Origin of the sequence: Pantoea sp. E2023-21 (assembly GCF_051302795.1) — a bacterium.
GTDB classification, from domain to species: Bacteria; Pseudomonadota; Gammaproteobacteria; order Enterobacterales; family Enterobacteriaceae; genus Pantoea; species Pantoea ludwigii_A.
In genome coordinates this window covers 3,304,384-3,326,630 of the sequence record NZ_CP195344.1, presented here as the reverse complement: position 1 = coordinate 3,326,630, position 22,247 = coordinate 3,304,384, and the positions used below count along the sequence as shown (strand labels likewise).

The 22,247-nt window shown below is 56.1% G+C and carries 17 protein-coding genes and 1 tRNA gene; 12 read left to right on the top strand and 6 right to left on the bottom strand.

What is annotated here, in order from left to right; genetic code table 11:
* Window positions 1–11: 11 nt before the first annotated feature.
* The 3 genes from ACRQ84_RS15665 to ACRQ84_RS15655 all read left to right on the top strand — a co-directional run bounded on the left by ACRQ84_RS15665 (window position 12) and on the right by ACRQ84_RS15655 (window position 3,120).
* Window positions 12–773 (top strand): GntR family transcriptional regulator, encoded by a 762-nt coding sequence (locus tag ACRQ84_RS15665; protein ID WP_483816532.1) that lies wholly within the window; start codon window positions 12–14, stop codon window positions 771–773.
* Between the two features lie 33 nt (window positions 774–806).
* Window positions 807–1,922 carry a mandelate racemase/muconate lactonizing enzyme family protein gene (locus ACRQ84_RS15660; RefSeq protein WP_483816531.1) on the top strand — a complete coding sequence of 372 codons (1,116 nt, stop codon included), beginning with the start codon at window positions 807–809 and terminating at the stop codon, window positions 1,920–1,922.
* Window positions 1,923–2,124: 202 nt separating this feature from the next.
* Window positions 2,125–3,120, top strand: coding sequence for an acyltransferase (locus tag ACRQ84_RS15655; RefSeq protein WP_483816530.1), 996 nt, complete (start codon window positions 2,125–2,127; stop codon window positions 3,118–3,120).
* Here ACRQ84_RS15655 and ACRQ84_RS15650 read toward each other — a convergent pair.
* The 3 genes from ACRQ84_RS15650 to xylA all read right to left on the bottom strand — a co-directional run bounded on the left by ACRQ84_RS15650 (window position 3,105) and on the right by xylA (window position 6,954).
* Entirely contained in the window at window positions 3,105–4,037 is a 933-nt protein-coding gene (locus ACRQ84_RS15650) for a GlxA family transcriptional regulator (protein WP_483816529.1), read from the bottom strand. The genes ACRQ84_RS15655 and ACRQ84_RS15650 overlap by 16 nt on opposite strands.
* A gap of 134 nt (window positions 4,038–4,171) precedes the next feature.
* Complete coding sequence (xylB, locus tag ACRQ84_RS15645; protein WP_483816528.1) at window positions 4,172–5,614, bottom strand: xylulokinase; 1,443 nt, start codon at window positions 5,612–5,614, stop codon at window positions 4,172–4,174.
* A gap of 17 nt (window positions 5,615–5,631) precedes the next feature.
* Window positions 5,632–6,954: a xylose isomerase gene (gene xylA / locus ACRQ84_RS15640; protein ID WP_483816527.1), complete on the bottom strand. Its 1,323-nt coding sequence runs from the start codon at window positions 6,952–6,954 to the stop codon at window positions 5,632–5,634.
* A 345-nt stretch (window positions 6,955–7,299) separates the two neighbouring features.
* Between xylA and xylF the strand changes: the two genes are divergently transcribed.
* From xylF to ACRQ84_RS15615, 5 genes are all read left to right on the top strand, one after another.
* The gene (gene xylF, locus ACRQ84_RS15635; protein ID WP_483816526.1) at window positions 7,300–8,292 is read left to right on the top strand and encodes a D-xylose ABC transporter substrate-binding protein; all 993 of its coding nucleotides are present in this window, start codon (window positions 7,300–7,302) and stop codon (window positions 8,290–8,292) included.
* A 22-nt stretch (window positions 8,293–8,314) separates the two neighbouring features.
* Window positions 8,315–9,841 (top strand): xylose ABC transporter ATP-binding protein, encoded by a 1,527-nt coding sequence (locus ACRQ84_RS15630; RefSeq protein ID WP_483816525.1) that lies wholly within the window; start codon window positions 8,315–8,317, stop codon window positions 9,839–9,841.
* Entirely contained in the window at window positions 9,834–11,015 is a 1,182-nt protein-coding gene (xylH, locus tag ACRQ84_RS15625) for a xylose ABC transporter permease XylH (RefSeq protein WP_483816524.1), read from the top strand. Before ACRQ84_RS15630 ends, xylH begins: the two co-directional genes overlap by 8 nt.
* Window positions 11,016–11,108: 93 nt before the next feature.
* Window positions 11,109–12,287 carry a D-xylose utilization transcriptional activator XylR gene (gene xylR, locus ACRQ84_RS15620; RefSeq protein WP_483816523.1) on the top strand — a complete coding sequence of 393 codons (1,179 nt, stop codon included), beginning with the start codon at window positions 11,109–11,111 and terminating at the stop codon, window positions 12,285–12,287.
* A gap of 61 nt (window positions 12,288–12,348) precedes the next feature.
* A tRNA-Sec gene (locus ACRQ84_RS15615) sits at window positions 12,349–12,443 on the top strand.
* An 18-nt stretch (window positions 12,444–12,461) separates the two neighbouring features.
* Here the strand turns inward: ACRQ84_RS15615 and ACRQ84_RS15610 are convergent.
* Together ACRQ84_RS15610 and torS are read right to left on the bottom strand one after the other, a co-directional pair.
* The gene (locus tag ACRQ84_RS15610; RefSeq protein WP_064738252.1) at window positions 12,462–13,121 is read right to left on the bottom strand and encodes a DUF1345 domain-containing protein; all 660 of its coding nucleotides are present in this window, start codon (window positions 13,119–13,121) and stop codon (window positions 12,462–12,464) included.
* Window positions 13,122–13,199: 78 nt separating this feature from the next.
* Entirely contained in the window at window positions 13,200–15,917 is a 2,718-nt protein-coding gene (gene torS, locus ACRQ84_RS15605; RefSeq protein WP_483816522.1) for a TMAO reductase system sensor histidine kinase/response regulator TorS, read from the bottom strand.
* A gap of 77 nt (window positions 15,918–15,994) precedes the next feature.
* Here torS and torT point away from each other — a divergent pair, with 77 nt between their 5' ends.
* On the top strand, window positions 15,995–17,020 hold the full coding sequence (gene torT, locus ACRQ84_RS15600; RefSeq protein WP_483816521.1) for a TMAO reductase system periplasmic protein TorT: 1,026 nt from the start codon (window positions 15,995–15,997) through the stop codon (window positions 17,018–17,020).
* Here torT and torR read toward each other — a convergent pair.
* Window positions 16,993–17,685, bottom strand: coding sequence for a two-component system response regulator TorR (torR, locus tag ACRQ84_RS15595; protein WP_064738255.1), 693 nt, complete (start codon window positions 17,683–17,685; stop codon window positions 16,993–16,995). The two genes, torT and torR, sit on opposite strands and share 28 nt — an antisense overlap.
* A 131-nt stretch (window positions 17,686–17,816) precedes the next feature.
* On the opposite strand from torR, the gene torC reads away from it, so the two are divergent.
* The 3 genes from torC to torD are packed head-to-tail and all read left to right on the top strand — an operon-like array spanning window position 17,817 to window position 22,160.
* Window positions 17,817–18,980, top strand: a complete 1,164-nt coding sequence (gene torC / locus ACRQ84_RS15590; RefSeq protein ID WP_483816520.1) for a pentaheme c-type cytochrome TorC — start codon at window positions 17,817–17,819, stop codon at window positions 18,978–18,980.
* A gap of 10 nt (window positions 18,981–18,990) precedes the next feature.
* Complete coding sequence (gene torA / locus ACRQ84_RS15585; protein ID WP_483816519.1) at window positions 18,991–21,525, top strand: trimethylamine-N-oxide reductase TorA; 2,535 nt, start codon at window positions 18,991–18,993, stop codon at window positions 21,523–21,525.
* Complete coding sequence (gene torD / locus ACRQ84_RS15580; protein ID WP_483816518.1) at window positions 21,525–22,160, top strand: molecular chaperone TorD; 636 nt, start codon at window positions 21,525–21,527, stop codon at window positions 22,158–22,160. Before torA ends, torD begins: the two co-directional genes overlap by 1 nt.
* The last annotated feature ends 87 nt before the right edge of the window (window positions 22,161–22,247 follow it).

The following is a 22,247-nucleotide window of genomic DNA, read 5'->3' as shown; positions in this document are numbered from 1 at the left end:
GGACAAACAACATGGCAGGAAAACCTTCTAGCGCAACGCGTAAAAACAGCGCCCCACTGGCGCAGGAAACGGTGACGGATCACAGCTGGAATGCGGCGCGTCCGCGCACGCTGGTCGATCACGCGGTGGATGCGATTCTCAGCGCCGCCTCACGCGGCCTGATCCTGCCCGGCGATCGCATTGCTGAACCGGAGTTGGTGGCCAAACTCGGCATGAGCCGCGTCCCCATTCGTGAAGCGCTGCGCATTCTGGAGAGCCAGGGCATTGTCACCAGCGAGCCGTATAAAGGCATCCGCCTGATGGAGATTTCCCATCAGCGGCTGGAGCAGATTATCGATGTGCGCATCCCGCTGGAGACCCTGGCCTGTCGCCGCGCGATTGAGGCTGGCCGCAACAGCACCGAGCAGCTTAATCAGCTCTATCAAGGCGTGGCGCAGATGCAGGCGATGATGCAAAACGACGATGTTTACGGCTTTGCCTCCGCCGATACCGATTTCCACCGCACGCTGTGCAGCTTTGCGCTCAACCCGGTGCTGAGCAATTTGTGGGAGTCGATTGCCCGTCAGCTGACGGTGATTTTCGGCCTTTCCACCATGGGCAAATCAATGAGCGACATCATTGAGGAGCACCAGCGGCTGATTAATGTCTTTGCCGATGGCGACATCGCCAAAATGACCGACGAGGTTGAGAACCACATCCGCATTCAAGCGCTGGACGTGGATTACGAAACCCTGATAACACAGCGCCGACAGCACCGTTCCGCTCTCGGCTAATTTTTGAATTGCCTTTACACCAGGGAAAACACCATGAAAATCATCAACGTTGAGGCGTTTTACCTGCGCCTGCCCGTTATTGAGCAGCGCACCGACAGTTCTCAGGATGCGCTGCTGATCAAAATCACCACCGATGCCGGCATCATCGGCTGGGGCGAAGTGGATGGCAGCCCGTATGTCACCAAAGCCATTATCGAAGCGCCCTATTCGCACACCATGGTCACTGGCCTCAAATCGCTGCTGATGGGCGAAAATCCGCTGGAAACTGGCCGTTTGTGGAAGAAAATGCACCGCGCCACGATCTATTACGGACGCAGCGGCGCGGTATTGCAGGCGATGGCCGGTATCGACATTGCGTTATGGGACATCAAAGGCAAAGCGCTCGGCAAGCCGATTGTGGAACTACTGGGCGGCGCGCTGCGCGACAAGATGCGCGTTTACTCCTCCAACATGTTTCAGTTCAGCGTGGAAGAGACCGTTGCTCGCGCGCAACACGCCATTGATACCGGCCATAGCGGCGTGAAGTTTGGCTGGGAGCCGTTTGGCACCGACGAAGCGCTGGATCTGCGCTATCTCGAAGCACTGCGTAAAGCGATGGGCGATAACGTGGATCTGATGCTGGATGTCGGCCATGTGTGGGACGCCAAAACCACCGTTCGACGCAGTCAGCGTTACGAGCATCTCAATCTGTTCTGGATCGAAGAGCCGCTGCATCCCGATAACTACGCCGGTTACGGCCAGGTTTCCGCCGCCTGCCAGCAGCATATCGCCGCCGGAGAGCAAGAGTGTTCCGTCGTCGGCTTCCAGCGCCTGATTGATGAAGGCGGCATCGACATAGTGCAGATTGATCTGACACGCACCGGCTTCACTCAGGCGATGGAGATTGCCAGCTACGCGCACAGCCGCGGACGCAAGGTGTGCAATCACAACTTCACTACCGACATCAATACCGCCGCCTCGCTGCATTTCCTGTGTGCAATTGAGAATGCATTGGTGATGGAGTATTGCGTCGAGCCGGGCGAAATCAGCCGCTCGCTGGCGAAAAATCCGGTGCGCATCGCCGACGGTTACGCGTGGCTGCCAAGCGAGCCAGGCCTCGGCGTGGAACCGGACGAAGCGGTGATCGAGAAGTTTTTGGTGCGTGATTAAAGTCCGTCATGGCAAAACACCGATATATCAAGACGCACACATCGTAGCGGCGCAATTTATTGCGCGATGAATCGCGCCGCTACGGCATGTGCGGTAACTGAATCCTGTACCAAACATCAGAGCGATCTGAATTCCAACGCAAAAGGTTGTTGCCGTGCCGCTCACTGGCTACCCTTCTTCGCAGCTAATGCAAGAGGACGCCATGCAGCAAAAAATTTACTGGATCGACAACTTACGTGCGGTTGCCTGCCTGATGGTGATCGTCATCCACACCACGACCTGGTATATCACCGGACCAATGGCTGCATCGGGTATGAGCTGGGATGTGGCGAACCTGCTAAACTCGGCGTCACGCGTCTGCGTTCCGCTGTTCTTTATGATCTCAGGTTACCTGTTTTTCGGTGAACGCAGCGCCCAAGGGCGTCATCTGCTGCGCATCGTGCTGTGCCTGCTGTTCTATAGCGGGGTGGCGCTGGCGTATATCACCTGGCTAACGCCGATCAGCGAAGGGCGAACGTTGCTCAAGCTGCTGCAAAAACCGGTGTTTTACCACCTGTGGTTCTTCTTCGCCATCATCGGCATCTATCTGTTATCACCGCTGATTCAGGTAAAAAGCGTGGCACCGCGTTATGTGGCCATGCTGGTAATCGTGCTGGCGGTGCTGGCGAATCCAAATACCGTGAGCCAATCGCTCGGGCCATTCCACTGGCTGCCGGTGAACCTGTATGTTAGCGGCGACAGCATTTACTATTTGTTGTATGCACTGCTCGGACGTGCGATTGGCTGCATGGAAACTGACAGGCGTAGCGTGAGCTGGCTGGCGGGATTGGGCTTTCTCGCCTGTGTGCTTGGCATTGCGCTCGGCACCAAGCAGATGCTGAAAATCAACGGCGCGTTCAACGATACCTGGTATCTCTATTGCGGGCCGCTGGTGTTTATCGCTGCTATCAGCCTGTTGATCTTGTTCAAAAATACGCTTAATCAGCGTGCGCTGCCGATTCTCGCCACCATTTCTCATTACTCGCTACCGATCTACGGCTTTCACGCGCTGTTCATCCACTTTCTACGCACCAATCATTACGATGACATGTCGCGGCCCTGGCTCGATTTACCGTGGGTAATGGGCGTAACGCTATTGGGTAGCCTGCTGCTGGCGATACTGCTAAAACGCGTGGATAAACGTCATCTGGTAAGCTGATCGTCCCAGCGCTGATGTGCGCGTCGCAGCTGGCGCGCCGAGGAGAATCCGGCCGCCAGCGCCGCTTTCTCCGCCGCTTCACCCTGTTGCTGACGTTGGCGTGCAATCACTAAGCGCAGCTGTTCGTGGTACTCGCGCACGCTGATGCCCAGATGCTGGCGGAACAAGCGAGTCAGATGGCGTTCGCTGACGTGCGCCCGCTCGGCCAGCGCGCTCAGCGACCAGTCGTGTTCGGGATGGGCGATCATTACATCCTGCGCGCGGTGAATCGCTGGATGCATGTGGTTGCGATAGCGTAGCCACGGCGACAGCTGCGGATCGTCGCCGGAACGGCGGAACCACACCACCATTTCGCGTGCCACCTTCAAAGCCTGCGGCGCACCGCACAGCCGATTAATCAAATGCAACGCCAGGTCAATGCCAGCGGTAATGCCCGCGCTGGTCCAGATACCGCTATCTTCGACGAAAACACGGTTATCTTTCACTAATGCCGCCGGTGCTGCCGCTTTCAGCCGCGATAAGACATCGTGATGCGTGGTGCAATGTATGCCATCCAATAATCCCGCCTGTGCCGAAAGAAGAGCCCCGGAACAGATGCACACCAGCGTGATGCGCTGCTCGTTAATCGCCGATTGCTGCTGGCGCAGCCAGTCACGCGCCATCGCTGCCGGTTCGGTGTCGAAACAGACGCGAGAATCGTACACGCCGGGCACCACCAGCAGGCTGTTTCCGGGCAGTTGTGCGGGTAACGGCGCGATGTCAGCGATGGTCATGCCGGTGGAGCACAGCACGCTCGGCTGCGGGCCGATGTAGTGCAGCGCAAAGTGGCCGTCAGCCAGTTGCAGGGTTTCAGCGGGGCCGGTGAGATCGAGCGCCATCACGCCGGGAAGGACAAGGAAGAAGACGTGTTGTGGCATGGTGGGCTCCGTGGGATGGGTGCGACGTTCGGCCAGGGCGGCATGAATGGCGACCAAATCAGGCCAAACAATCTGACATGGCTCGCACATCATACCTGACAAAAAACCTCACATCCTGCCAAATCCAGCCATCATCAAGACATCAACGGCTGTAACTGCTGATACAAGCGTGCAAACACTTCACGCTGCGGCTGATAGGCTTGATGTCGTGCCGCGTCCGGCTGATGCCGCTGCGCCAATTCCAGCGCGGGCCAACGGCTATCGGCATCAATCGCCAACTGCGCCAGTCTCGCCGCACCCAGCGCCGGGCCAACCTCGCCGCCGTGACAATAATCCAGCGTGTGTCCGCTGATATCGGCCAGCATCTGCCGCCAGTACGCACTTCGCGCACCGCCGCCAATCAGCATCACGGTTTTCGGCTGCACGCCGCACTCATGCACCGCGTCCATACCTTCAGCCAGCGCAAAGCCCACGCCTTGCAGCACCGCGCGCGCCAGCTCTGGTCGGCCATGCTGATGCGTCAAACCAAAGAACGCACCCTGCGCCTGCGGATTGTTATGCGGTGTGCGCTCGCCAGAAAGATAAGGCAGGAACCACACTGACGGCACATCGCTGCGCGCTTTCTCCGCCTCACTCAGCAGCTGCGGCACATCCTCACAACCGGTCAGCGCCGCCGCCCAATCGAGGCAGGAAGCCGCGCTCAAAATCACCGACATCAAATGCCAGCGTTGCGGCAGCGCGTGACAGAAACTGTGCACCGCACGCTGGGGATTACTGAGATAGCCGTCGCTCACCAGGAAATAGACGCCTGACGTACCGAGCGACAGCATGCCTTGTCCCGGCTCAACCATGCCAACGCCTACCGCGCCCGCCGCGTTATCGCCGCCGCCCGCCACCAGCGGCACCGTTTGCATGCCCCATCGTGCAGCGACATCCGGCAACAAAGTACCGGTAACCTGATTGCCCTCAAACAGTTGCGGCATCTGGCTACGCTGCAAATCGCAGGCGTTGAGCATCTCCTCACTCCAGTCGCGCTGCGCCACATCCAGCCACATCGTTCCCGCCGCGTCCGACATATCGCTGGCAAAATCTCCACTCATACGAAAGCGCAGATAATCTTTGGGTAACAATACTTTAGCCACCTGAGCAAACACCTGCGGTTCATGCTGTTTCACCCATAGCAGCTTAGGCGCGGTGAAGCCGGGCATCATCAAGTTACCCGTGATGCGACGCGCATCCGGCACGCGCTTTTCCAGTTCCTGACACTGCTCACCACTGCGCCCGTCATTCCACAAAATCGCCGGACGCAGCACCTGATTATCGCCATCCAGTAAAGTGGCACCGTGCATCTGCCCGCTCAGTCCAATCGCCTTAACGCCGCGCAGGTCGTGCTGCTGCGCCAGCGCCTGCATGGCTTGATCCGTCGCTTGCCACCAGCTTTCGGCATCTTGCTCACTCCATAACGGCTGCGGCCGCGACACCTCCAGCGGCGCACTCTCCACTGCGATCACTTTGCCGTGTGCATCCAGCAGTGCCACTTTCACGCCGGAGGTGCCTAAATCGATGCCGATAACCATGCTGCGCTCCTGAAAAGTTAAAAATCAAACAAGTAGTGATTCACCAGATTCTCCAGCTGCTCCTGGCGTCCACTGCGATGCTGTGGATCAAATTGCTGTTGCTGCGCCTGTTCCGCCAGCGCGGCGAGGGAAAATTCCCCCTTCAGGATCTGCTGTCCGAACTCGCCGTTCCAGCCGCTGTAACGCTGTGCCACACGCTTATCCAGCTCACCATCCGCCACCATGCGTGCCGCGACTTTTAACGCCAGCGCCATGGTATCCATCGCGCCGATATGGCCGTAGAACAAGTCATATTTATCCGTGCTCTGACGACGCACTTTGGCATCAAAGTTTAAGCCGCCGGTGGTGAATCCGCCCGCTTTGATAATTTCGTACAGCACTAGCGCATTCTCTTCAACGCTGACCGGGAACTGGTCGGTATCCCAGCCACACTGCATATCGCCGCGGTTAGTATCCACCGAGCCAAATATCCCCAGCGCGATGGCGGTTGCGATTTCATGATGGAATGAGTGCCCGGCCAGCGTCGCGTGGTTGGCTTCCACATTTACTTTGATCTCTTTCTCCAACCCGAATTGCTTCAGGAAGCCATAAACTGTCGCGACATCATAGTCATACTGATGTTTTGTCGGTTCCTGTGGCTTGGGTTCAATCAGCAGCATGCCGTGGAAACCGATCTTATGTTTGTGCTCCACCACCATCTGCATAAACCGGCCAATCTGCTCGCGCTCCTGGCGCAGGTCAGTATTCAGCAGGGTTTCATAACCTTCACGCCCGCCCCACAGCACATAGTTCTCGCCGCCAAGGGTTTTCGTGGCCTGCATGGCGCTGCACACCTGGCTGGCGGCCCAGGCAAAAATTTCCGGATCTGGATTGGTTGCCGCACCCGCACCGTAACGCGGATGGGTAAAGCAGTTCGCGGTTCCCCACAGCAGTTTCACGCCGGTTTCCTGCTGTTTTTCCAGCAACTTATCCGTCATCACGGCAAAGTTTTCGCGATAGCTTTTCAACGAATCGCCTTCCGGTGAGACATCCACATCATGGAAACAGTAGTAAGGCACATTCAGTTTATGAAAGAACTCAAAAGCAACGTCGGCCTTTTGCTTCGCCAGTTCAAGTGCATCACCCGGCTTCTGCCACGGACGATCAAACGCCCCAACGCCGAACATATCCGCGCCATTCCAGCAGAAGGTGTGCCAGTAACAGGCCGCAAAGCGCAGATGCTCCGCCATGGTTTTACCGAGAATCACTTCGTCCGGGTTGTAATGACGAAACGCCAAAGGATTGCGGGTATTACTTCCTTCAAAACGAACGCGTTCAAGCTGGTCGAAATAGGCGTGCATAGTTAGCTCCTTAGCAAGAGGACCCGAATGGTCAGCTTTGAGCCGTTATTGTGATGATGTAATTTACTGCTGCTCAATTACGATATTTAACACTCACCGTAAGATAATTATTATTTGTGCGCCAGCTCGCAAAATAATGTCGTTATTTTCATCGAACCCTCTCACTCTCACTTTTTCTGAAAGCGTTCAAATATCGATCGCGCTCATAAAAACATAAATAAACTAAAAAACGTAATAGCCGGATAAAAATCAGTAATTGATGTTGCCTGAAACTCAGGGCAACAATTCATCGGCCTGGTTATAAGCCTTACAACGACAACAGCCTCTACCTACAGGATTAACACCATGAATATGAAACAATCACTGTTGGCCGCCTGCGCGGCTATGGCCCTGTTTAGTCACACGGGTAGCGCCAAAGAAATCAAAATCGGCATGGCCATTGATGATTTACGTCTGGAACGTTGGCAAAAAGATCGCGATATCTTTGTTAAACAAGCCGAATCCCTGGGTGCAAAAGTGTTTGTGCAATCCGCTAACGGCAACGAAGAAACGCAGATGTCGCAAATTGAAAATATGATCAATCGCGGCGTCGATGTATTGGTCATCATCCCTTATAACGGCCAGGTTTTAAGTAATGTGGTTGCGGAAGCGAAACGTGAAGGCATTAAAGTGCTGGCGTATGACCGCATGATTAATAATGCCGACATTGATTTTTATATCTCATTCGATAATGAAAAAGTGGGTGAATTACAGGCCGAAAGTATTGTGAAGCAAGTACCAAAAGGTAATTACTTCCTGATGGGCGGCTCGCCGGTGGATAATAATGCGCGCCTGTTCCGTGCCGGTCAGATGAAAGTGTTAAAACCTTATATTGATAATGGCAGTATTAAAGTGGTCGGCGATCAATGGGTTGATGCCTGGCTGCCGGAAAATGCGCTGAAAATAATGGAAAACGCCTTAACCGCCAACAGTAACCACATTGATGCCGTTGTGGCGTCGAATGATGCCACCGCAGGTGGTGCAATTCAGGCATTAAGTGCGCAGGGACTGTCGGGCAAAGTCGCGATCTCCGGTCAGGATGCCGATCTCGCCGCCATCAAACGCATCATGAACGGCACGCAAACCATGACGGTCTACAAACCCATCACCGAGCTGGCTACCGAAGCGGCCAAAATCGCGGTGGAACTCGGTGACGATAAGCATCCTGCCAGCAACAGCAAGCTGAATAATGGCCTGAAAGATGTGCCATCGCGCCTGCTAAATCCTATTCCCGTGAACAAAGACAATATCGAAAGCACGGTAGTGAAAGACGGCTTCCACAAGCAGAGCGAACTCTAAGGCGCGAGCCCGCAAAGGAGAGATGTCGATGTTGCTGGAAATGAACCATATCACCAAACGCTTCGGCGCGGTGAAGGCACTGGATGACGTTAGCCTGCAGCTGGAAGCCGGTGAAGTGATGTCGCTGTGCGGCGAAAACGGCTCGGGGAAATCGACACTGATGAAGATCCTGTGCGGGCTTTATCCGCACGGTGACTTCGAAGGCCGTATCCATTTTGCGGGCGACGAGATTCAGGCGCAAACCATCCGAGATACCGAACGCAAAGGGATCGTGATTATCCATCAGGAGCTGGCGTTGGTGCGACAGCTGACGGTGATGGAGAACATTTTCCTTGGGGCTGAGTTGGGACGTTTCGGCTTGGTGGATGACGAAACCATGACGCTGCGCTGTCAGCAGTTGCTGGAGCGGGTGAAATTGCCTGTTTCCCCGGATACGCGCGTCGGTGAGCTGGGATTAGGCCAGCAACAACTGGTGGAGATTGCGCGCGCGCTGAATAAACAGGTGCGCCTGCTGATCCTTGACGAACCGACCTCTTCGCTCACCGAACAGGAAACCGAGGTGCTGCTCAGCATTATCAAAAACCTGCGCGAGCACGGCATCGCCTGCATCTACATCTCCCACAAACTCAACGAGGTAAAAGCGATTTCAGACATCATCTGCGTGATCCGCGACGGTCAGCATATCGCGACACGCCCGGCCGCCGGACTGAGTGAAGATGACATCATCACCATGATGGTTGGGCGCGAGCTGACTGCGCTCTATCCGCATAGCCCACACGAGATTGGCGAAACCGTGTTGCAGGTAGACAACCTTACCGCCTGGCATCCTATTAACCGTCATATCCGCCGGGTGGATAACGTCTCCTTCAGCCTGAAGCGTGGCGAAATCCTGGGGATTGCCGGGCTGGTCGGTGCCGGTCGAACCGAAACCGTACAGTGCCTGTTTGGCGTTTGGCCCGGTCGCTGGCAGGGCGATATTCAGATTAATGGCAAGAAAGTCCGCATTAATGATTGTCGCGCCGCCATCGCCCATGGCATCGCGATGGTGCCGGAAGATCGCAAAAAAGATGGCATCGTACCGCTGATGGGCGTGGGCAAAAACATCACGCTGGCCGCGCTGGATCAATTCTCTCCCCGGCTTTCCCTGCTGGATGAAGCGCAGGAGCAACAGGCGATTAACCAGGCCATTGCGCGCCTGCGGGTGAAAACCTCGTCAGCGGAGCTGCCGATTGGTCGTCTGAGCGGTGGCAACCAGCAAAAGGCGATCCTCGCCAAATGTCTGCTGCTCAATCCAAAAATCTTAATTCTTGATGAGCCCACGCGCGGCATTGATGTGGGCGCACGCCAGGAAATCTATCTGCTGATCAATTCGCTCGTGCAGCAAGGGATCGCCGTGATTGTCATTTCGTCCGAGCTGCCCGAAGTATTGGGCCTGAGCGATCGGGTTTTGGTGATGCATGAAGGAAAAATCAAAGCCGATCTGATTAACGATAACCTGACTCAGGAGCAGGTGATGGAAGCCGCCCTGCGGAGTGAACACTATGCTTAAAACCGAAAGTACGCAACGCGGCCTCACCACGCCGGGTAAAGGTGCGCCAGGTAAATTCTCGCTACCGGATTTACAGGTGCTGGTGATGCTGGGTGCGATTGTCCTGATTGCCCTGTTTTTCACCTGGACCACCGACGGTGCCTGGCTTAGCGCACGTAATGTCTCCAACCTGCTGCGCCAGACCGCCATCACCGGCATTCTCGCGGTCGGTATGGTGTTTGTCATTATCTCTGCAGAGATCGATCTCTCGGTGGGGTCAATGATGGGATTGCTCGGTGGCGCCGCGGCCATCTTTGACGTCTGGCTCGGTTGGCCTTTGCCGCTCACCATCGTCGTGACGCTGGTGATGGGCTTACTGCTTGGCACCTGGAACGGCTGGTGGGTGGCCTATCGCAAGGTCCCGTCGTTTATTGTCACGCTGGCGGGGATGCTGGCGTTTCGTGGCATTCTGGTCGGCATCACCGATGGCACCACGGTAGCGCCGACCAGCCCGGCGATGTCGCAAATAGGGCAAAGTTATCTGCCTGGCGGGATCGGTTTTGGCTTCGGCTTTGCTGGTCTGGCGCTGTTTATCCTCTGGCAATGGCGTTTACGTCTGCGTCGCCAACATCTTGGCCTGGCACAAACGTCCGTCAGCGGGACGCTTGCACGCCAGGTTATCACCGCCGTGCTGGTATTAGGGGCGATTTGGCTGCTCAACGATTATCGCGGTGTACCAACGCCCGTCTTGCTGCTGGCGCTGTTGTTGCTCGGCGGTATGTTTATGGCAACCCGCACTGCCTTTGGCCGCCGGATTTATGCCATCGGTGGCAACCTGGACGCCGCGCGCCTTTCGGGCATTAATGTGGCCCGCACCAAGCTGGCTGTGTTTGCCATTAATGGCGTGATGGTGGCGATTGCGGGTCTGATTCTGAGTTCACGCCTTGGCGCGGGTTCGCCTTCGGCAGGCAATATTGCCGAGCTGGATGCCATCGCCGCCTGTGTAATTGGCGGTACCAGTCTGGCGGGCGGCGTGGGCTCAGTGGCAGGCGCGGTAATCGGCGCCTTTATTATGGCTTCCCTGGATAACGGCATGAGCATGATGGATGTCCCGACCTTCTGGCAGTACATCGTGAAGGGCGCCATTCTGCTGCTGGCGGTGTGGATGGATACCGCGACACGGCGTCGAGTGTAATCGCGTGGGGGATCACACTGTGGCGCAAATTCTTTCTGCTGTCCGTCGTGCCATGCTATGCAAGGTGCTGTCGATTTAGGAGAGTGCGCCACGATGCATGAAAAACGCTTTCGCATTACGTTGCTGTTCAACGCCAATAAGGTCTATGACCGCCAGGTGGTTGAAGGTGTCGGTGAATATTTACAAGCGTCGCAAACGGATTGGGATATCTTCATTGAAGAGGATTTTCGTTGCCGCATCGACAACATCCGAGAATGGCTGGGTGATGGCGTTATCGCGGATTACGACGATCCCTCGATTGAAAAACTGCTGGCTAACGTGTCGGTGCCGATCGTCGGCGTAGGCGGATCGTATCATCAGCCGCAGGACTATCCGCCCGTGCATTACATCGCCACCGATAACGCCGCATTGGTCGAGAGCGCCTTTTTGCATTTGAAAGAGAAAGGCGTCAACCGCTTTGCTTTCTATGGCTTGCCCGCAGCCAGCGGCAAACGCTGGGCGCAGGAGCGTGAGCATGCATTCCGCCAGCTGGTGGCGCGCGAGCGTTATCAAGGCGTGGTCTATCAGGGCATGGAAACGGCTCCGGAAAACTGGCAGCACGCCCAAAACCGCCTGGCAGACTGGCTGCAAACCCTGCCGCAGCAAACCGGCATCATCGCCGTCACTGATGCCCGTGCGCGCCATCTTCTGCAGGCCTGCGAGTATCTCAAGATTCCGGTGCCTGAGAAGCTCACGGTAATCGGTATCGATAACGAGGAACTGACGCGGTATCTGTCGCGCGTGGCGCTTTCGTCCGTGGCGCAGGGTTCGCGCCAGATGGGTTATCAGGCCGCAAAATTGCTGCATCGCCTATTGGATAATCAGCCTCTGCAACTGCAGCGTATTCTGGTGCCACCGGTGAAAGTGATTGCGCGCCTATCCACCGATTTCCGCTCTTTGCACGATCCTGCGGTCATTCAGGCGATGCATTACATTCGCTTTAACGCTTGCAAAGGTATTAAGGTTGAACAGGTGCTGGATGCCATCGGCATCTCGCGATCAAATCTGGAAAAACGCTTCCGCGATGAAACCGGCGACACCATTCACGCCATGATTCACCGAGAAAAACTGGAGAAGGCGCGCGAGCTGCTGGCATGTTCTTCATTAAGTATCAATGAGATATCACAAATGTGTGGTTACCCTTCGCTGCAATATTTCTATTCGGTATTTAAGAAAAGTTATGCCAATACACCCAAAGAGTATCGGCAGCTTCACGGTGAAAATGTGCTGTGACGCACGCCTGAGATCAAGAATTCAGCCGCGATTATCGCTATACTCCTGCGGCATCTTCAGAGGAAGATCGTCGTCTCCGGTGAGGCGGCCGGATTTCAAATCCGGTTGGGGCCGCCAGCGGTCCCGGGCAGGTTCGACTCCTGTGATCTTCCGCCACTTTCACGTTCTACACCGCTAACTCAGCAATCCCGCCCCCACATTCACCGACAATCCTAAAATTGCCAGATTGAACACGAACGAAATCACTGACTGCAGCAGGGCTATTTGCCGCATATCTGTGGTGCCCGTTGCCACATCGGCGGTTTGCGAAGCCACGGCAATGGTGAAAGAAAAGTAAAGGAAATCCCAGTATCCCGGCTGTTCGGGCTTTTCGGGAAAGATCATTGGCGTGACGTCTTTACTGCGCCGCAGATAGTGATGATGCGCGTAATGCATGGCAAATGAAGTAGGAAGCAGCGCCCATGACACCACCAGAGTTGCAGCCGTTAGCAGCAGATGCAGAACGCGCGGCGTGCCCGTCAGGCTCTTGAGCGTGGTGAGTTCCAGCAGAATCGCCAGAATGCTGACCATGCAGGTGAGCGTCACCATACTTAGCACTATCGTTGCGCTTTCGTCTTCGATTTTTGCAATATGCGGAATGTCTTTTGCCTCAGTGCGCAACATGCGCAGCCACAGAAAACCGAGATAGAGCCATGCCAGCACGTTCCAGCCAATCAGCAGACGCTGCAACATACCCAGCTGCGCAGGCAGGAAAAAATAACAGGCCACGCCAGCCACAATCGAAATCAGCAAACGCAGGCGCGCGTGAAGGTAATGCATCAGAGAAAGGCTCATGGTGTCAGTGGCTTAGTGACGGTAGGTGGATATGTTAACTGTAGTCGCTGTTGATGAGGTTGTAGGCGTTGTTCGGTTTTAACGAACAACTTGCGCAGAGATAACACTGTCCACCTGCATTACCCCACGCTCAATAATCGCCCTTAACGGAATATCCGCCTGCGGATGCTTCTCCAGCCGCGCACAGGCCTGATAAGCGGTTTGCATCGCCAGACTACCGCAGCTGCTTTTCAACTGATGCGCCAGCCGCGTCACCGTTTCGTCATCTCCAGCAGCCTCAATGTCATCCAGCAAAGGCATCGCATGCTGGCGGAACAACATTAGCCAGCCACGAAGTGTGTCAGCGCCCAGGGCGGCGAAATCCTGCTGCAACTGCGCTTCATTAATGTCCATCGCCGGAGTTGCCGCCAGGAAGCGCAAAATTTGCCGACATAATGTTTCGCCCTGTAGCGGTTTCTGGATGATGCCGCAGAACAAACTGCCCACATGTTGCTGCATTTCATCTGAAACGCTGGCACTGAAACCTATGCGCCGCATAGCGGGATAATCTGCGGCCAATGTTTTTGCCAGCTGTACGCCATCCGCATCGGGTAAGGCAAAATCCACCAGCGCACAATCGATCTCTTTACCCTGTGCCTGCAGTGCCAGCGCCGCTTGCGCGCTGCCCGCAATGCTCACCTGCGCGCCCTTGCGCAACAGCATTTCCGCCGTGATGTGCTGCGTCAGTGGATTGTCTTCGATAACCAGCACGTGCAAATGGGCAAGATCAGCGGGCACCACATCGGACGATAACGTTATGGGCGCAGCGTTGACCAGCGGTAAGGTCAGGCGGAAACAGCTGCCAACCTGCGGCTGACTGCTCACCGTTAACGTGCCCTGCATCGCCTGCGCCAGACCGCGACAGATTGCAAGCCCCAAACCCGTACCGCCTTTGCCGGGATATAACTGCACGAAAGGCGAGAAAATCGCTTCCTGTTGGTCAGCCGCAATACCGCAGCCGCCATCTTCCACCTCAATAAACCACTCAGACGCGTTACTGTTAATGCGCAGCACAATCTCCCCTTTTTCAGTAAATCTGAGCGCATTTATCAACAAGTTCATCACTATCTGACGTAAGCGATGTACATCGCCCTGCAGCCAACGAGGAATGCCTGCATCCACTTCGGTTTTTAATCGTAAACCTTTGCTGTGCGCCCGCCCGCTCATCAATTGAGCGACGCTATCGAGCAACCGGCGGGGTTCAAACGGCGCATGATGCAAGGTGATGTTTTGCGGACTGGCTTCGATCGCCGAATAGTCGAGAATGTCATTGAGGATAAACAGCAATGTTTCGCCGCAATCGTTGATGGCCTGCACATAGCGCCGATCGCTGGCGCTTAACGATTGATCGGCGAGTAGCTGCGCGGTGCCGAGAATGCCGTGCAGCGGGGTGCGGATTTCATGGCTCATCGCCGCCAGAAACGCCGATTTTGCGCGGTTGGCCTGCTCGGCATCGGCGCGGGCCTGATGATGTTCAATCACCAGCGCCTGCAAAGCTTCAGTTCGCGTTTTCACTAACTGCGCCAGATGCTGTTGTTGATATTGCAGCGCGCGAACATTGGTGCGAAACGCTTCCATCAGGCGGCTAATGGTATTGAGTTCACGGGCATTTTCACTGGCAGGAAAAGGCGAATCGAGATCACCTTCAAGTAGACGTTGCAGCGCATCAGTTTGCCGCGCCAGCGGCAGCGAAATGGAGCGATAAACCAGCCGCCACAATACCAGCGACAAGCTCAGCAACGCCGTGATTCCCAGCAACGCCAACGCCAGCGTGCCGAGCACACGCGCACGATTCACCTGACTCAGCGCGTCAGCATTACGCTGTTCAACCTCACTGACCTGACGTCCCATTTCGGCACTAAACTGGCTGAATGATGTGAGGTTCTGCTGCGCTAATCTCTGTAACCGTGCGTGTAAGTGCTGCTGCTCATCACACATCGTTAGCAATGTTTTATAGCGCTCCACTACCCTTTGCGCCTGGCCGATCTCATCACGAATACGCGGATCTTCGACCCGCTGCTGGCGACGATGCAGCACCTGAACCAACTCCGCGAGGGGCGCGATGACCGGCTCAACGGCACCGTTATAGCGCTTCAGCGTCATCACTATCTGTTCGACACGCAGCGCGGTAAGGCGCAATTCGCCCATCTGATTGAGGTATTCAAGATCGACATCAATCAAGCGGTCAAGCGCCTCACCGGCAGCGGCTGTGCGCTGTTGTTCGATTAAATCGTAGATGCCCGCCTGGGTCGCGCCCGCAGCGGTTGCGGCATTGCTCGCCTGACCCTGCGCCAAATCAGCTATGCGATGCGCGGCAGCGGCGATGTCATCACTCAACTGGCGCTGCTGCTGCATCAGTTGCAGACGCTGATGCACCACATCACCCTGCTGGATGATATCCTGGCGAATGGCGGTTTCCAGCTGCGTCATGGCGCGAGTATCGAAACCCTGGGCGCTAAGCTGATTGAGCAGATGTACGATTTTTTTACTTTGGCGGCTTAGCATCGTGCGCTGCGCCTGCCAATCCTGTTCATCGCGGGCGCTGAGCAGTTGTTGGGCGGAAAATAACGCGTTCGCGCTGGCCACGCTGAGGTGGCGCGCCATATTCATGCTTGAGATCAGCGATGGCGTGTTGGCCTGTTCGACGTGTCCGACAAAGCGCAGGTTAAGCCAGCCGGTGGCAACGCTCAGCAGTGTGAGCAATGCCATCAGCGCAAAAGCCAGCCATAGCCGACGAATTAAGGAAGTATTAGCCATGCGATTCCGCGATAAAAACGGTTGAGTCGGACGGGCGATTGCAACTAGCATTAGCCACACTTTTTTTGAGGTTATTTATGCGCACACTTATTTTGCTGCTGTTATTGCTGGCTGCCCCCCTGTTCGCGGCGCAGCCCTTGCTGCATTGGCAGGATAATCACAGTACGCCCGCCGCCGGTTTACCAGCGTTACAGGCATCCCGTGCCTGGAAATTGTGCGCACTTTACCCCAACCTCAAAGACGGTTATTGGCTCTCGATCAACTATGGCATGAGTAAGGCGGCGGCACGTTTGGGTGTCGCGCTCAATGTTTATGACGCGGGCGGTTATCGTCAAGGTGGCGTGCAGCAGAACCAACTGCAAGCGTGTCAGCGCTGGGGCGCCGATGCCATTTTGCTTGGCAGCAGCGTGGCGCAGTTTCCTGATGCGGCGCTATTTGCCAGACACACGCCGCTGATTGAGGTGGTGAATGCCATCCACGATGTCCCGGTGCGCACGCGTATTGGCGTTCCCTGGTTTCAAATGGGTTATCAAACCGGCCACTATCTGGTTACGCATTATCACGACAAACCCTGGCGCATTCTGTTAATGCCGGGTCCGATAGACGCGGGCGGTAGCCAGGAGATGAGCGCCGGTTTCCGTGCGGCGTTGGCGGGTAGTGCGCTTGAAATCGTTGATGTGGCTTATGGTGATAACGACATCGAGGTGCAGCGCAATTTATTGCAGGATCGTCTGGAACGCTATCCCGATATCAATCTGGTTGCGGGTACGGCAATCGCGGCCGAAGTGGCGATGGGCGAAGGCCGCAATCGGGCAACACCGCTGGACGTTGCTTCATTCTATCTGACGCATCAGGTCTATCGTGGATTGAAGCGCGATCGCATTTTGGTGGCAGCCAGCGATCAGATGGTGTGGCAAGGAGAGTTAGCGGTGGAACAAGCGGTGCGGGTGCTGGAAGGACAACGTGTGCCGGATAATATCAGCCCGCCGATTCTGATTTTGACGTCGAAAAACAGCACTAGCGCGCGCGTGGCGTTATCGCTCTCGCCGCCCGGATTTCGTCCGGTGTACTTCTATCAGCGCACCTCGGCCGCCAGCAAATAGCCTTCGCCGTGCTGGGTAACGATTAGCTCACTGCGCAATTTGCTGCGCAGACGGCGAATCAATACATCGACGGTACGCGTGTCCGGCTGATCGACGCGGCTGGACGTCAGCATGCGCAACAGCCGTTCACGGCTGAGAATCTGCCCAGGATTGGTGACAAACGCCACTAACATCTCGTATTCAGCGCGCGTGAGTTTGATCAATGCACCATCATGCTCCAGCGTGTGGCGCGCAATATTCAGACTGTAACCGGCAAATTGATAGCAGTTCTCTTCCTGCGCCGGCAGCGTCGGACGAGCCAGATCGATGCGCCACAGCAGGTTTTTCACCCGCACCACCAGCTCGCGTAACACCAGCGGCTTGGTGACATAATCGTCGGCGCCCATTTCCAGCCCGACGATGCGATCAATCTGATCACTGCGCCCCGTCACCAAAATAATGCCCACTGTCGATCGCTCGCGCAGAGCCCGCGTGAGCTGTAGCCCGTTTTCACCGGGCAGATTGATGTCGAGCAGCACCATATCCACCGGCTGCAACAGCATTTGCTCTCGTAATCCCGCGCCGCTGCTGACCACCGAAACACGATAGCCTTCCTGCACGAAGTAGTCGCGCAGTCGCGTTTGCGTGACCACATCATCTTCAACTATCACTATGTGATGCGACATCGCTCATCCCTGTCTTTCTGTTCATAACTGTTCATATTCCGCCGCATCCTGTTCATCTGACCCGCTGACCTTGTTCATATCTCATCCCTAAAATTGCCGCGCGAAACCGTTGCAACAACAGGGTTATAACAATGAAAACACTATGGAAGAGATTACGTCGGCCCAGCGCACGCTGGTCGGTGCTGGCGATCCTGCTGGTCGGGATGGTCATTGGATTGGCCGTTATTGTGGTCCCTCACACCGGGATTAAGCTAACCAGTTCGACTGAGTTTTGTATTAGCTGCCACGGCATGCAGCAGCCTTACAAAGAGTATACGCAGTCAACACACTTCAAAAATCCGTCAGGCGTGCGCGCTGAGTGCCGTGATTGCCATATCCCGCGCGATATTCCGGGCATGCTAAAGCGCAAGCTGGAAGCGAGTAATGATCTCTATCAGGCTCTGATTGCACGGTCGATTGATACGCCGGAAAAGTTTGAAGCCAAGCGCTTAATCCTTGCCGAGCGTGAGTGGAAGCGTATGAAAGAGAGCAATTCCGCAGTATGCCGCGGCTGCCATAACTATGACGCCATGGATCACACGCGCCAGAAGCCCGAAGCCGCTCGCCAGATGAGCGCCGCCGCGCTGGAAAATCGTTCCTGTATTGATTGCCACAAAGGCATCACCCACCAGTTGCCCGATATGAGCAGCGGTTTCCGTAAACAGTTCGAAGAGATGCGTAAAACCGCTGACGCCAATAGCAGCGGCGATACCTTATTCGCGCTCGATATGAAACCGATCTTTGCCAACAAAACCGATGGCGCACCATCGGGTTCACTGCTGCCCGCTTCAGAAGTAAAGGTACTGAAGCGCGATGGCGACTGGCTGCAAGTGCAGATCACCGGCTGGAGCGAAACCCAGGGCCGCCAGCGCGTGCTATCGCTGCTGCCGGGTAAACGCATCTTCGTCTCCTCAATCCGCGATGACCTGCAGAAGAATGCCAAAACGCTGGAAACCACCACCGTTGCTGCCACTAACGTCCAATGGAGCAAGCTGCAAACCACCGCGTGGATGCAGAAAGGCGACATGGTTAACGACAGCAAACCGATTTGGGCTTACGCCAGTGCGCTCTACAGCGGTACCTGTAATCAGTGCCACGGCGCACCCGATAAAGCGCACTTTGATGCCAATGGCTGGATCGGCACCCTCAACGGCATGATCGGCTTCACCAGCCTGGATAAGCGTGAAGAGCGCACCTTGCTGAAATACCTGCAGTTAAATGCCTCCGATACCGGCGGCGCGGATCAGAAACATTAAGGAAGCGAGCATGAAAAATAACGATGCATTTAATCACTCACGCCGCCGCTTTCTGGTGCAGTTGGGTGGGCTGAGCGCGCTGGGCATGTTGACCCCTTCGCTGCTGGTGCCACGTCAGGCGCAGGCTGCAGCACCGGCTGCACACGGGATTCTCACCGGTTCGCATTGGGGCGCGATTCGCGCCACGGTGGTTGAGGGTCGCTTCGTGAAAGCCACGCCGTTCGAGCAGGATCGCTATCCCAGCAAAATCATCGCTGGCTTGCCGGATCACGTTCACAGCACCGCGCGCGTGCGCTATCCCATGGTGCGCGTGGACTGGCTGCGGAAACGTCATCAAAGCGATACGCGCCAGCGCGGCGATAATCGCTTTGTGCGTGTCAGTTGGGACGAAGCGCTGGACCTGTTCTATCAGGAGCTGGAACGCGTACAAACCACCTACGGCCCGAGCGCATTGCTGAGCAGCAGCGGCTGGCAATCCACCGGCATGTTCCATAACGCGGGCGGCATGTTGAGTCGCGCGCTCGCGCTGCATGGCGCGTCCGTTGGCAGCGGCGGTGACTACTCCACCGGCGCGGCGCAGGTGATTCTGCCGCGCGTGGTCGGTTCGATGGAAGTATACGAGCAGCAAACCTCCTGGCCGCTGGTGCTGGAAAACAGCAAAACCATCGTGCTGTGGGGTTCCGATATGGTGAAAAATCAGCAGGCCAACTGGTGGTGCCCGGATCACGATGTTTACGACTACTACGCGCAGCTAAAAGAGAAGGTGGCGCAGGGCGAAATCCGCGTGGTGAGTGTTGATCCAGTGGTCTCCAGCACCCATGAATTTTTGGGACGCGACAAGGTGCAGCACCTGGCGCTGCATCCGCAAACCGATGTGCCGCTCCTGCTGGCGCTGGCTCACACACTCTACAGCGAAAAACTGCACGACAGCCAATTCCTTAGCACCTATTGCGTCGGCTTTGAGCAGTTCCTGCCTTATCTCACCGGTGAAAGCGATGGCCAGCCGAAAGATGCCGAATGGGCAGCCGCCCTGACCGGAATTGAAGCGCAGACGATACGCGATCTGGCACGCCAACTGGCAGCCGATCGCAGCCAGATTATTGCTGGCTGGTGCGTGCAACGCATGCAACACGGCGAGCAGTGGGCGTGGATGGTGGTAGTGTTGGCCGCGATGCTGGGACAAATCGGTTTGCCCGGCGGTGGCTTCGGCTTCGGCTGGCATTATAACGGTGCCGGAACACCCACCCGTAACGGCATCATTCTTAGCGGTTTTTCCGGCTCGACCTCGACGCCGCCGCGCCACACCAGCAGCGATTTCAAAGGCGCCAGCAGCCCCATTCCCATCGCGCGCTTCATTGATGCGATGCTGGAACCCGGCAAAGTGATCAACTGGAACGGTAAAAAAGTCACCTTGCCGCAGCTGAAAATGTGCGTATTTGCCGGCACCAACCCGTTCCATCGTCACCAGCAGACCAACCGCATCATTGAGGGCTGGCAAACGCTGGAAACCGTGGTGTCGATTGATAATCAGTGGACTGCCACCTGCCGCTTCGCCGATATCGTATTGCCTGCCACCACGCAGTTTGAGCGTAATGACATCGATCAGTACGGCAACCTCTCCAATCGCGGCCTGCTCGGCATGAAACAAATTGTGCCGCCGCAGTTTGAAGCGCGTAACGACTTCGATATTTTCCGCGATCTTTGTCGTCGCTTTGACCGCGAACAGGCGTTCACCGAAGGGCTGGACGAGATGGGCTGGCTCAAACGTATCTATCAGGATGGCGTTAAGCAAGGCAAAGGACGCGGCCTGCATTTGCCATCATTTGACGCGTTCTGGAACGACAGCGGCTATATCGAATTTGACGATGCCAAGCTGTTTGTCCGTCATCAGGCGTTCCGTAACGATCCCGATCTGGAACCTTTAGGCACGCCGAGCGGTTTAATCGAAATCTACTCAAAGAGCATTGCCGATCTGCACTACAACGATTGTCAGGGGCATCCGATGTGGTTTGAAAAAACTGAGCGCTCACACGGCGGGCCGGGATCGGCGCACTATCCGCTGCATCTGCAGTCGGTGCATCCCGATTTTCGTTTGCATTCGCAACTGTGTGAGTCAGAGACGCTGCGGGCGCAATATAGCGTGGCGGGCAAAGAGCCGGTTTATATCAGTCCACAGGATGCCAGCGCACGCGGCATTCGCAGCGGCGATGTAGTGCGCGTCTTCAATGCGCGTGGTCAGGTGCTGGCGGGTGCGGTGGTTTCTGACCGCTATCTGCCTGGCGTGATTCGCATCCATGAAGGCGCATGGTACGACCCCGATCGCGGCGGCACGATTGGCGCACTGTGCCAATATGGTAACCCTAACGTGCTGACGCTGGACATTGGTTCCTCGCAGCTGGCACAGGCGACCAGCGCCCACACTGCGATTGTGAATATCGAGAAGTACCTCGGAGATAGTGCACCGGTCAGCGCTTTTAACGGTCCCACTGAGATGATCGCGAAATGTGACTACATTCTGAAGCCCGAAGAAGCGAGTGCCAGCTGATGTCAGGACATTTAACTCCTCAACATTACGCCTGTTTGTATAGCTGGTTCGCCGGACTCTTTGCCCGCGAACTGGATAACCAGCATCTGGCGCAGCTGCAAAGTCCGGATGTGGCATTGTGGCTGGAACATCTGGCCACAATGCCTTCGCTACAGGATGGCGTGTTAGCGTCACGCAACAGCATTGCGGCGCTGAACCTGCGCCCTGATGCGCGTCTGGAGCTGGCGGCAGATTTTGCGGGCCTGTTCCTGATGTCGCCCAAGCAGGCAGCACTGCCTTATGCTTCCTGTTATCAGCAGGATAATGCACGCTTTAGCCAGGCCGCTTGTGATGAGATGCAGCTCTTGTTACTGCAGGCCGGTTTAGAGCGCGATCGGGCATTTCGTGAGCCGGAGGATCATCTGGCGATTTGCCTGGAGTTATTGAGCCATTTAAGTTTCGCCGCCAGCGAAAATAGGCCAAATGCAGCCGCCTGCCTGGCTCTGCGCGACAAGGCGCTAAAGCTGTTGTGGCGTTGGCTACCTGCGTTCACGGCACACTGTGTTGAGCATGACCCGTTCGGATTTTATGCCGCACAAAGTCAGCTGCTGTTGGCGATTGTCGCGCACGACCGAATGGTTGAGAGCGGCAACTAAACCCGCAAAACCCGGCGCGTTTCTAAACCGAAGCGCGCCCACGCTTTACTTCCCCATCAATCTCCGCCAATTTGCTCCTTCATCGCA

What these genes read in the sequence shown, in the direction of transcription:
- ACRQ84_RS15665 (WP_483816532.1), top strand. Translation starts at nt 12, where the DNA reads ATGGCAGGAAAACCTTCTAGCGCAACGCGTAAAAACAGCGCCCCACTG.
- ACRQ84_RS15660 (WP_483816531.1), top strand. Translation starts at nt 807, where the DNA reads ATGAAAATCATCAACGTTGAGGCGTTTTACCTGCGCCTGCCCGTTATT.
- ACRQ84_RS15655 (WP_483816530.1), top strand. Translation starts at nt 2,125, where the DNA reads ATGCAGCAAAAAATTTACTGGATCGACAACTTACGTGCGGTTGCCTGC.
- ACRQ84_RS15650 (WP_483816529.1), bottom strand. Translation starts at nt 4,037, where the DNA reads ATGCCACAACACGTCTTCTTCCTTGTCCTTCCCGGCGTGATGGCGCTC.
- xylB (WP_483816528.1), bottom strand. Translation starts at nt 5,614, where the DNA reads ATGGTTATCGGCATCGATTTAGGCACCTCCGGCGTGAAAGTGGCACTG.
- xylA (WP_483816527.1), bottom strand. Translation starts at nt 6,954, where the DNA reads ATGCACGCCTATTTCGACCAGCTTGAACGCGTTCGTTTTGAAGGAAGT.
- xylF (WP_483816526.1), top strand. Translation starts at nt 7,300, where the DNA reads ATGAATATGAAACAATCACTGTTGGCCGCCTGCGCGGCTATGGCCCTG.
- ACRQ84_RS15630 (WP_483816525.1), top strand. Translation starts at nt 8,315, where the DNA reads ATGTCGATGTTGCTGGAAATGAACCATATCACCAAACGCTTCGGCGCG.
- xylH (WP_483816524.1), top strand. Translation starts at nt 9,834, where the DNA reads ATGCTTAAAACCGAAAGTACGCAACGCGGCCTCACCACGCCGGGTAAA.
- xylR (WP_483816523.1), top strand. Translation starts at nt 11,109, where the DNA reads ATGCATGAAAAACGCTTTCGCATTACGTTGCTGTTCAACGCCAATAAG.
- ACRQ84_RS15610 (WP_064738252.1), bottom strand. Translation starts at nt 13,121, where the DNA reads ATGAGCCTTTCTCTGATGCATTACCTTCACGCGCGCCTGCGTTTGCTG.
- torS (WP_483816522.1), bottom strand. Translation starts at nt 15,917, where the DNA reads ATGGCTAATACTTCCTTAATTCGTCGGCTATGGCTGGCTTTTGCGCTG.
- torT (WP_483816521.1), top strand. Translation starts at nt 15,995, where the DNA reads ATGCGCACACTTATTTTGCTGCTGTTATTGCTGGCTGCCCCCCTGTTC.
- torR (WP_064738255.1), bottom strand. Translation starts at nt 17,685, where the DNA reads ATGTCGCATCACATAGTGATAGTTGAAGATGATGTGGTCACGCAAACG.
- torC (WP_483816520.1), top strand. Translation starts at nt 17,817, where the DNA reads ATGAAAACACTATGGAAGAGATTACGTCGGCCCAGCGCACGCTGGTCG.
- torA (WP_483816519.1), top strand. Translation starts at nt 18,991, where the DNA reads ATGAAAAATAACGATGCATTTAATCACTCACGCCGCCGCTTTCTGGTG.
- torD (WP_483816518.1), top strand. Translation starts at nt 21,525, where the DNA reads ATGTCAGGACATTTAACTCCTCAACATTACGCCTGTTTGTATAGCTGG.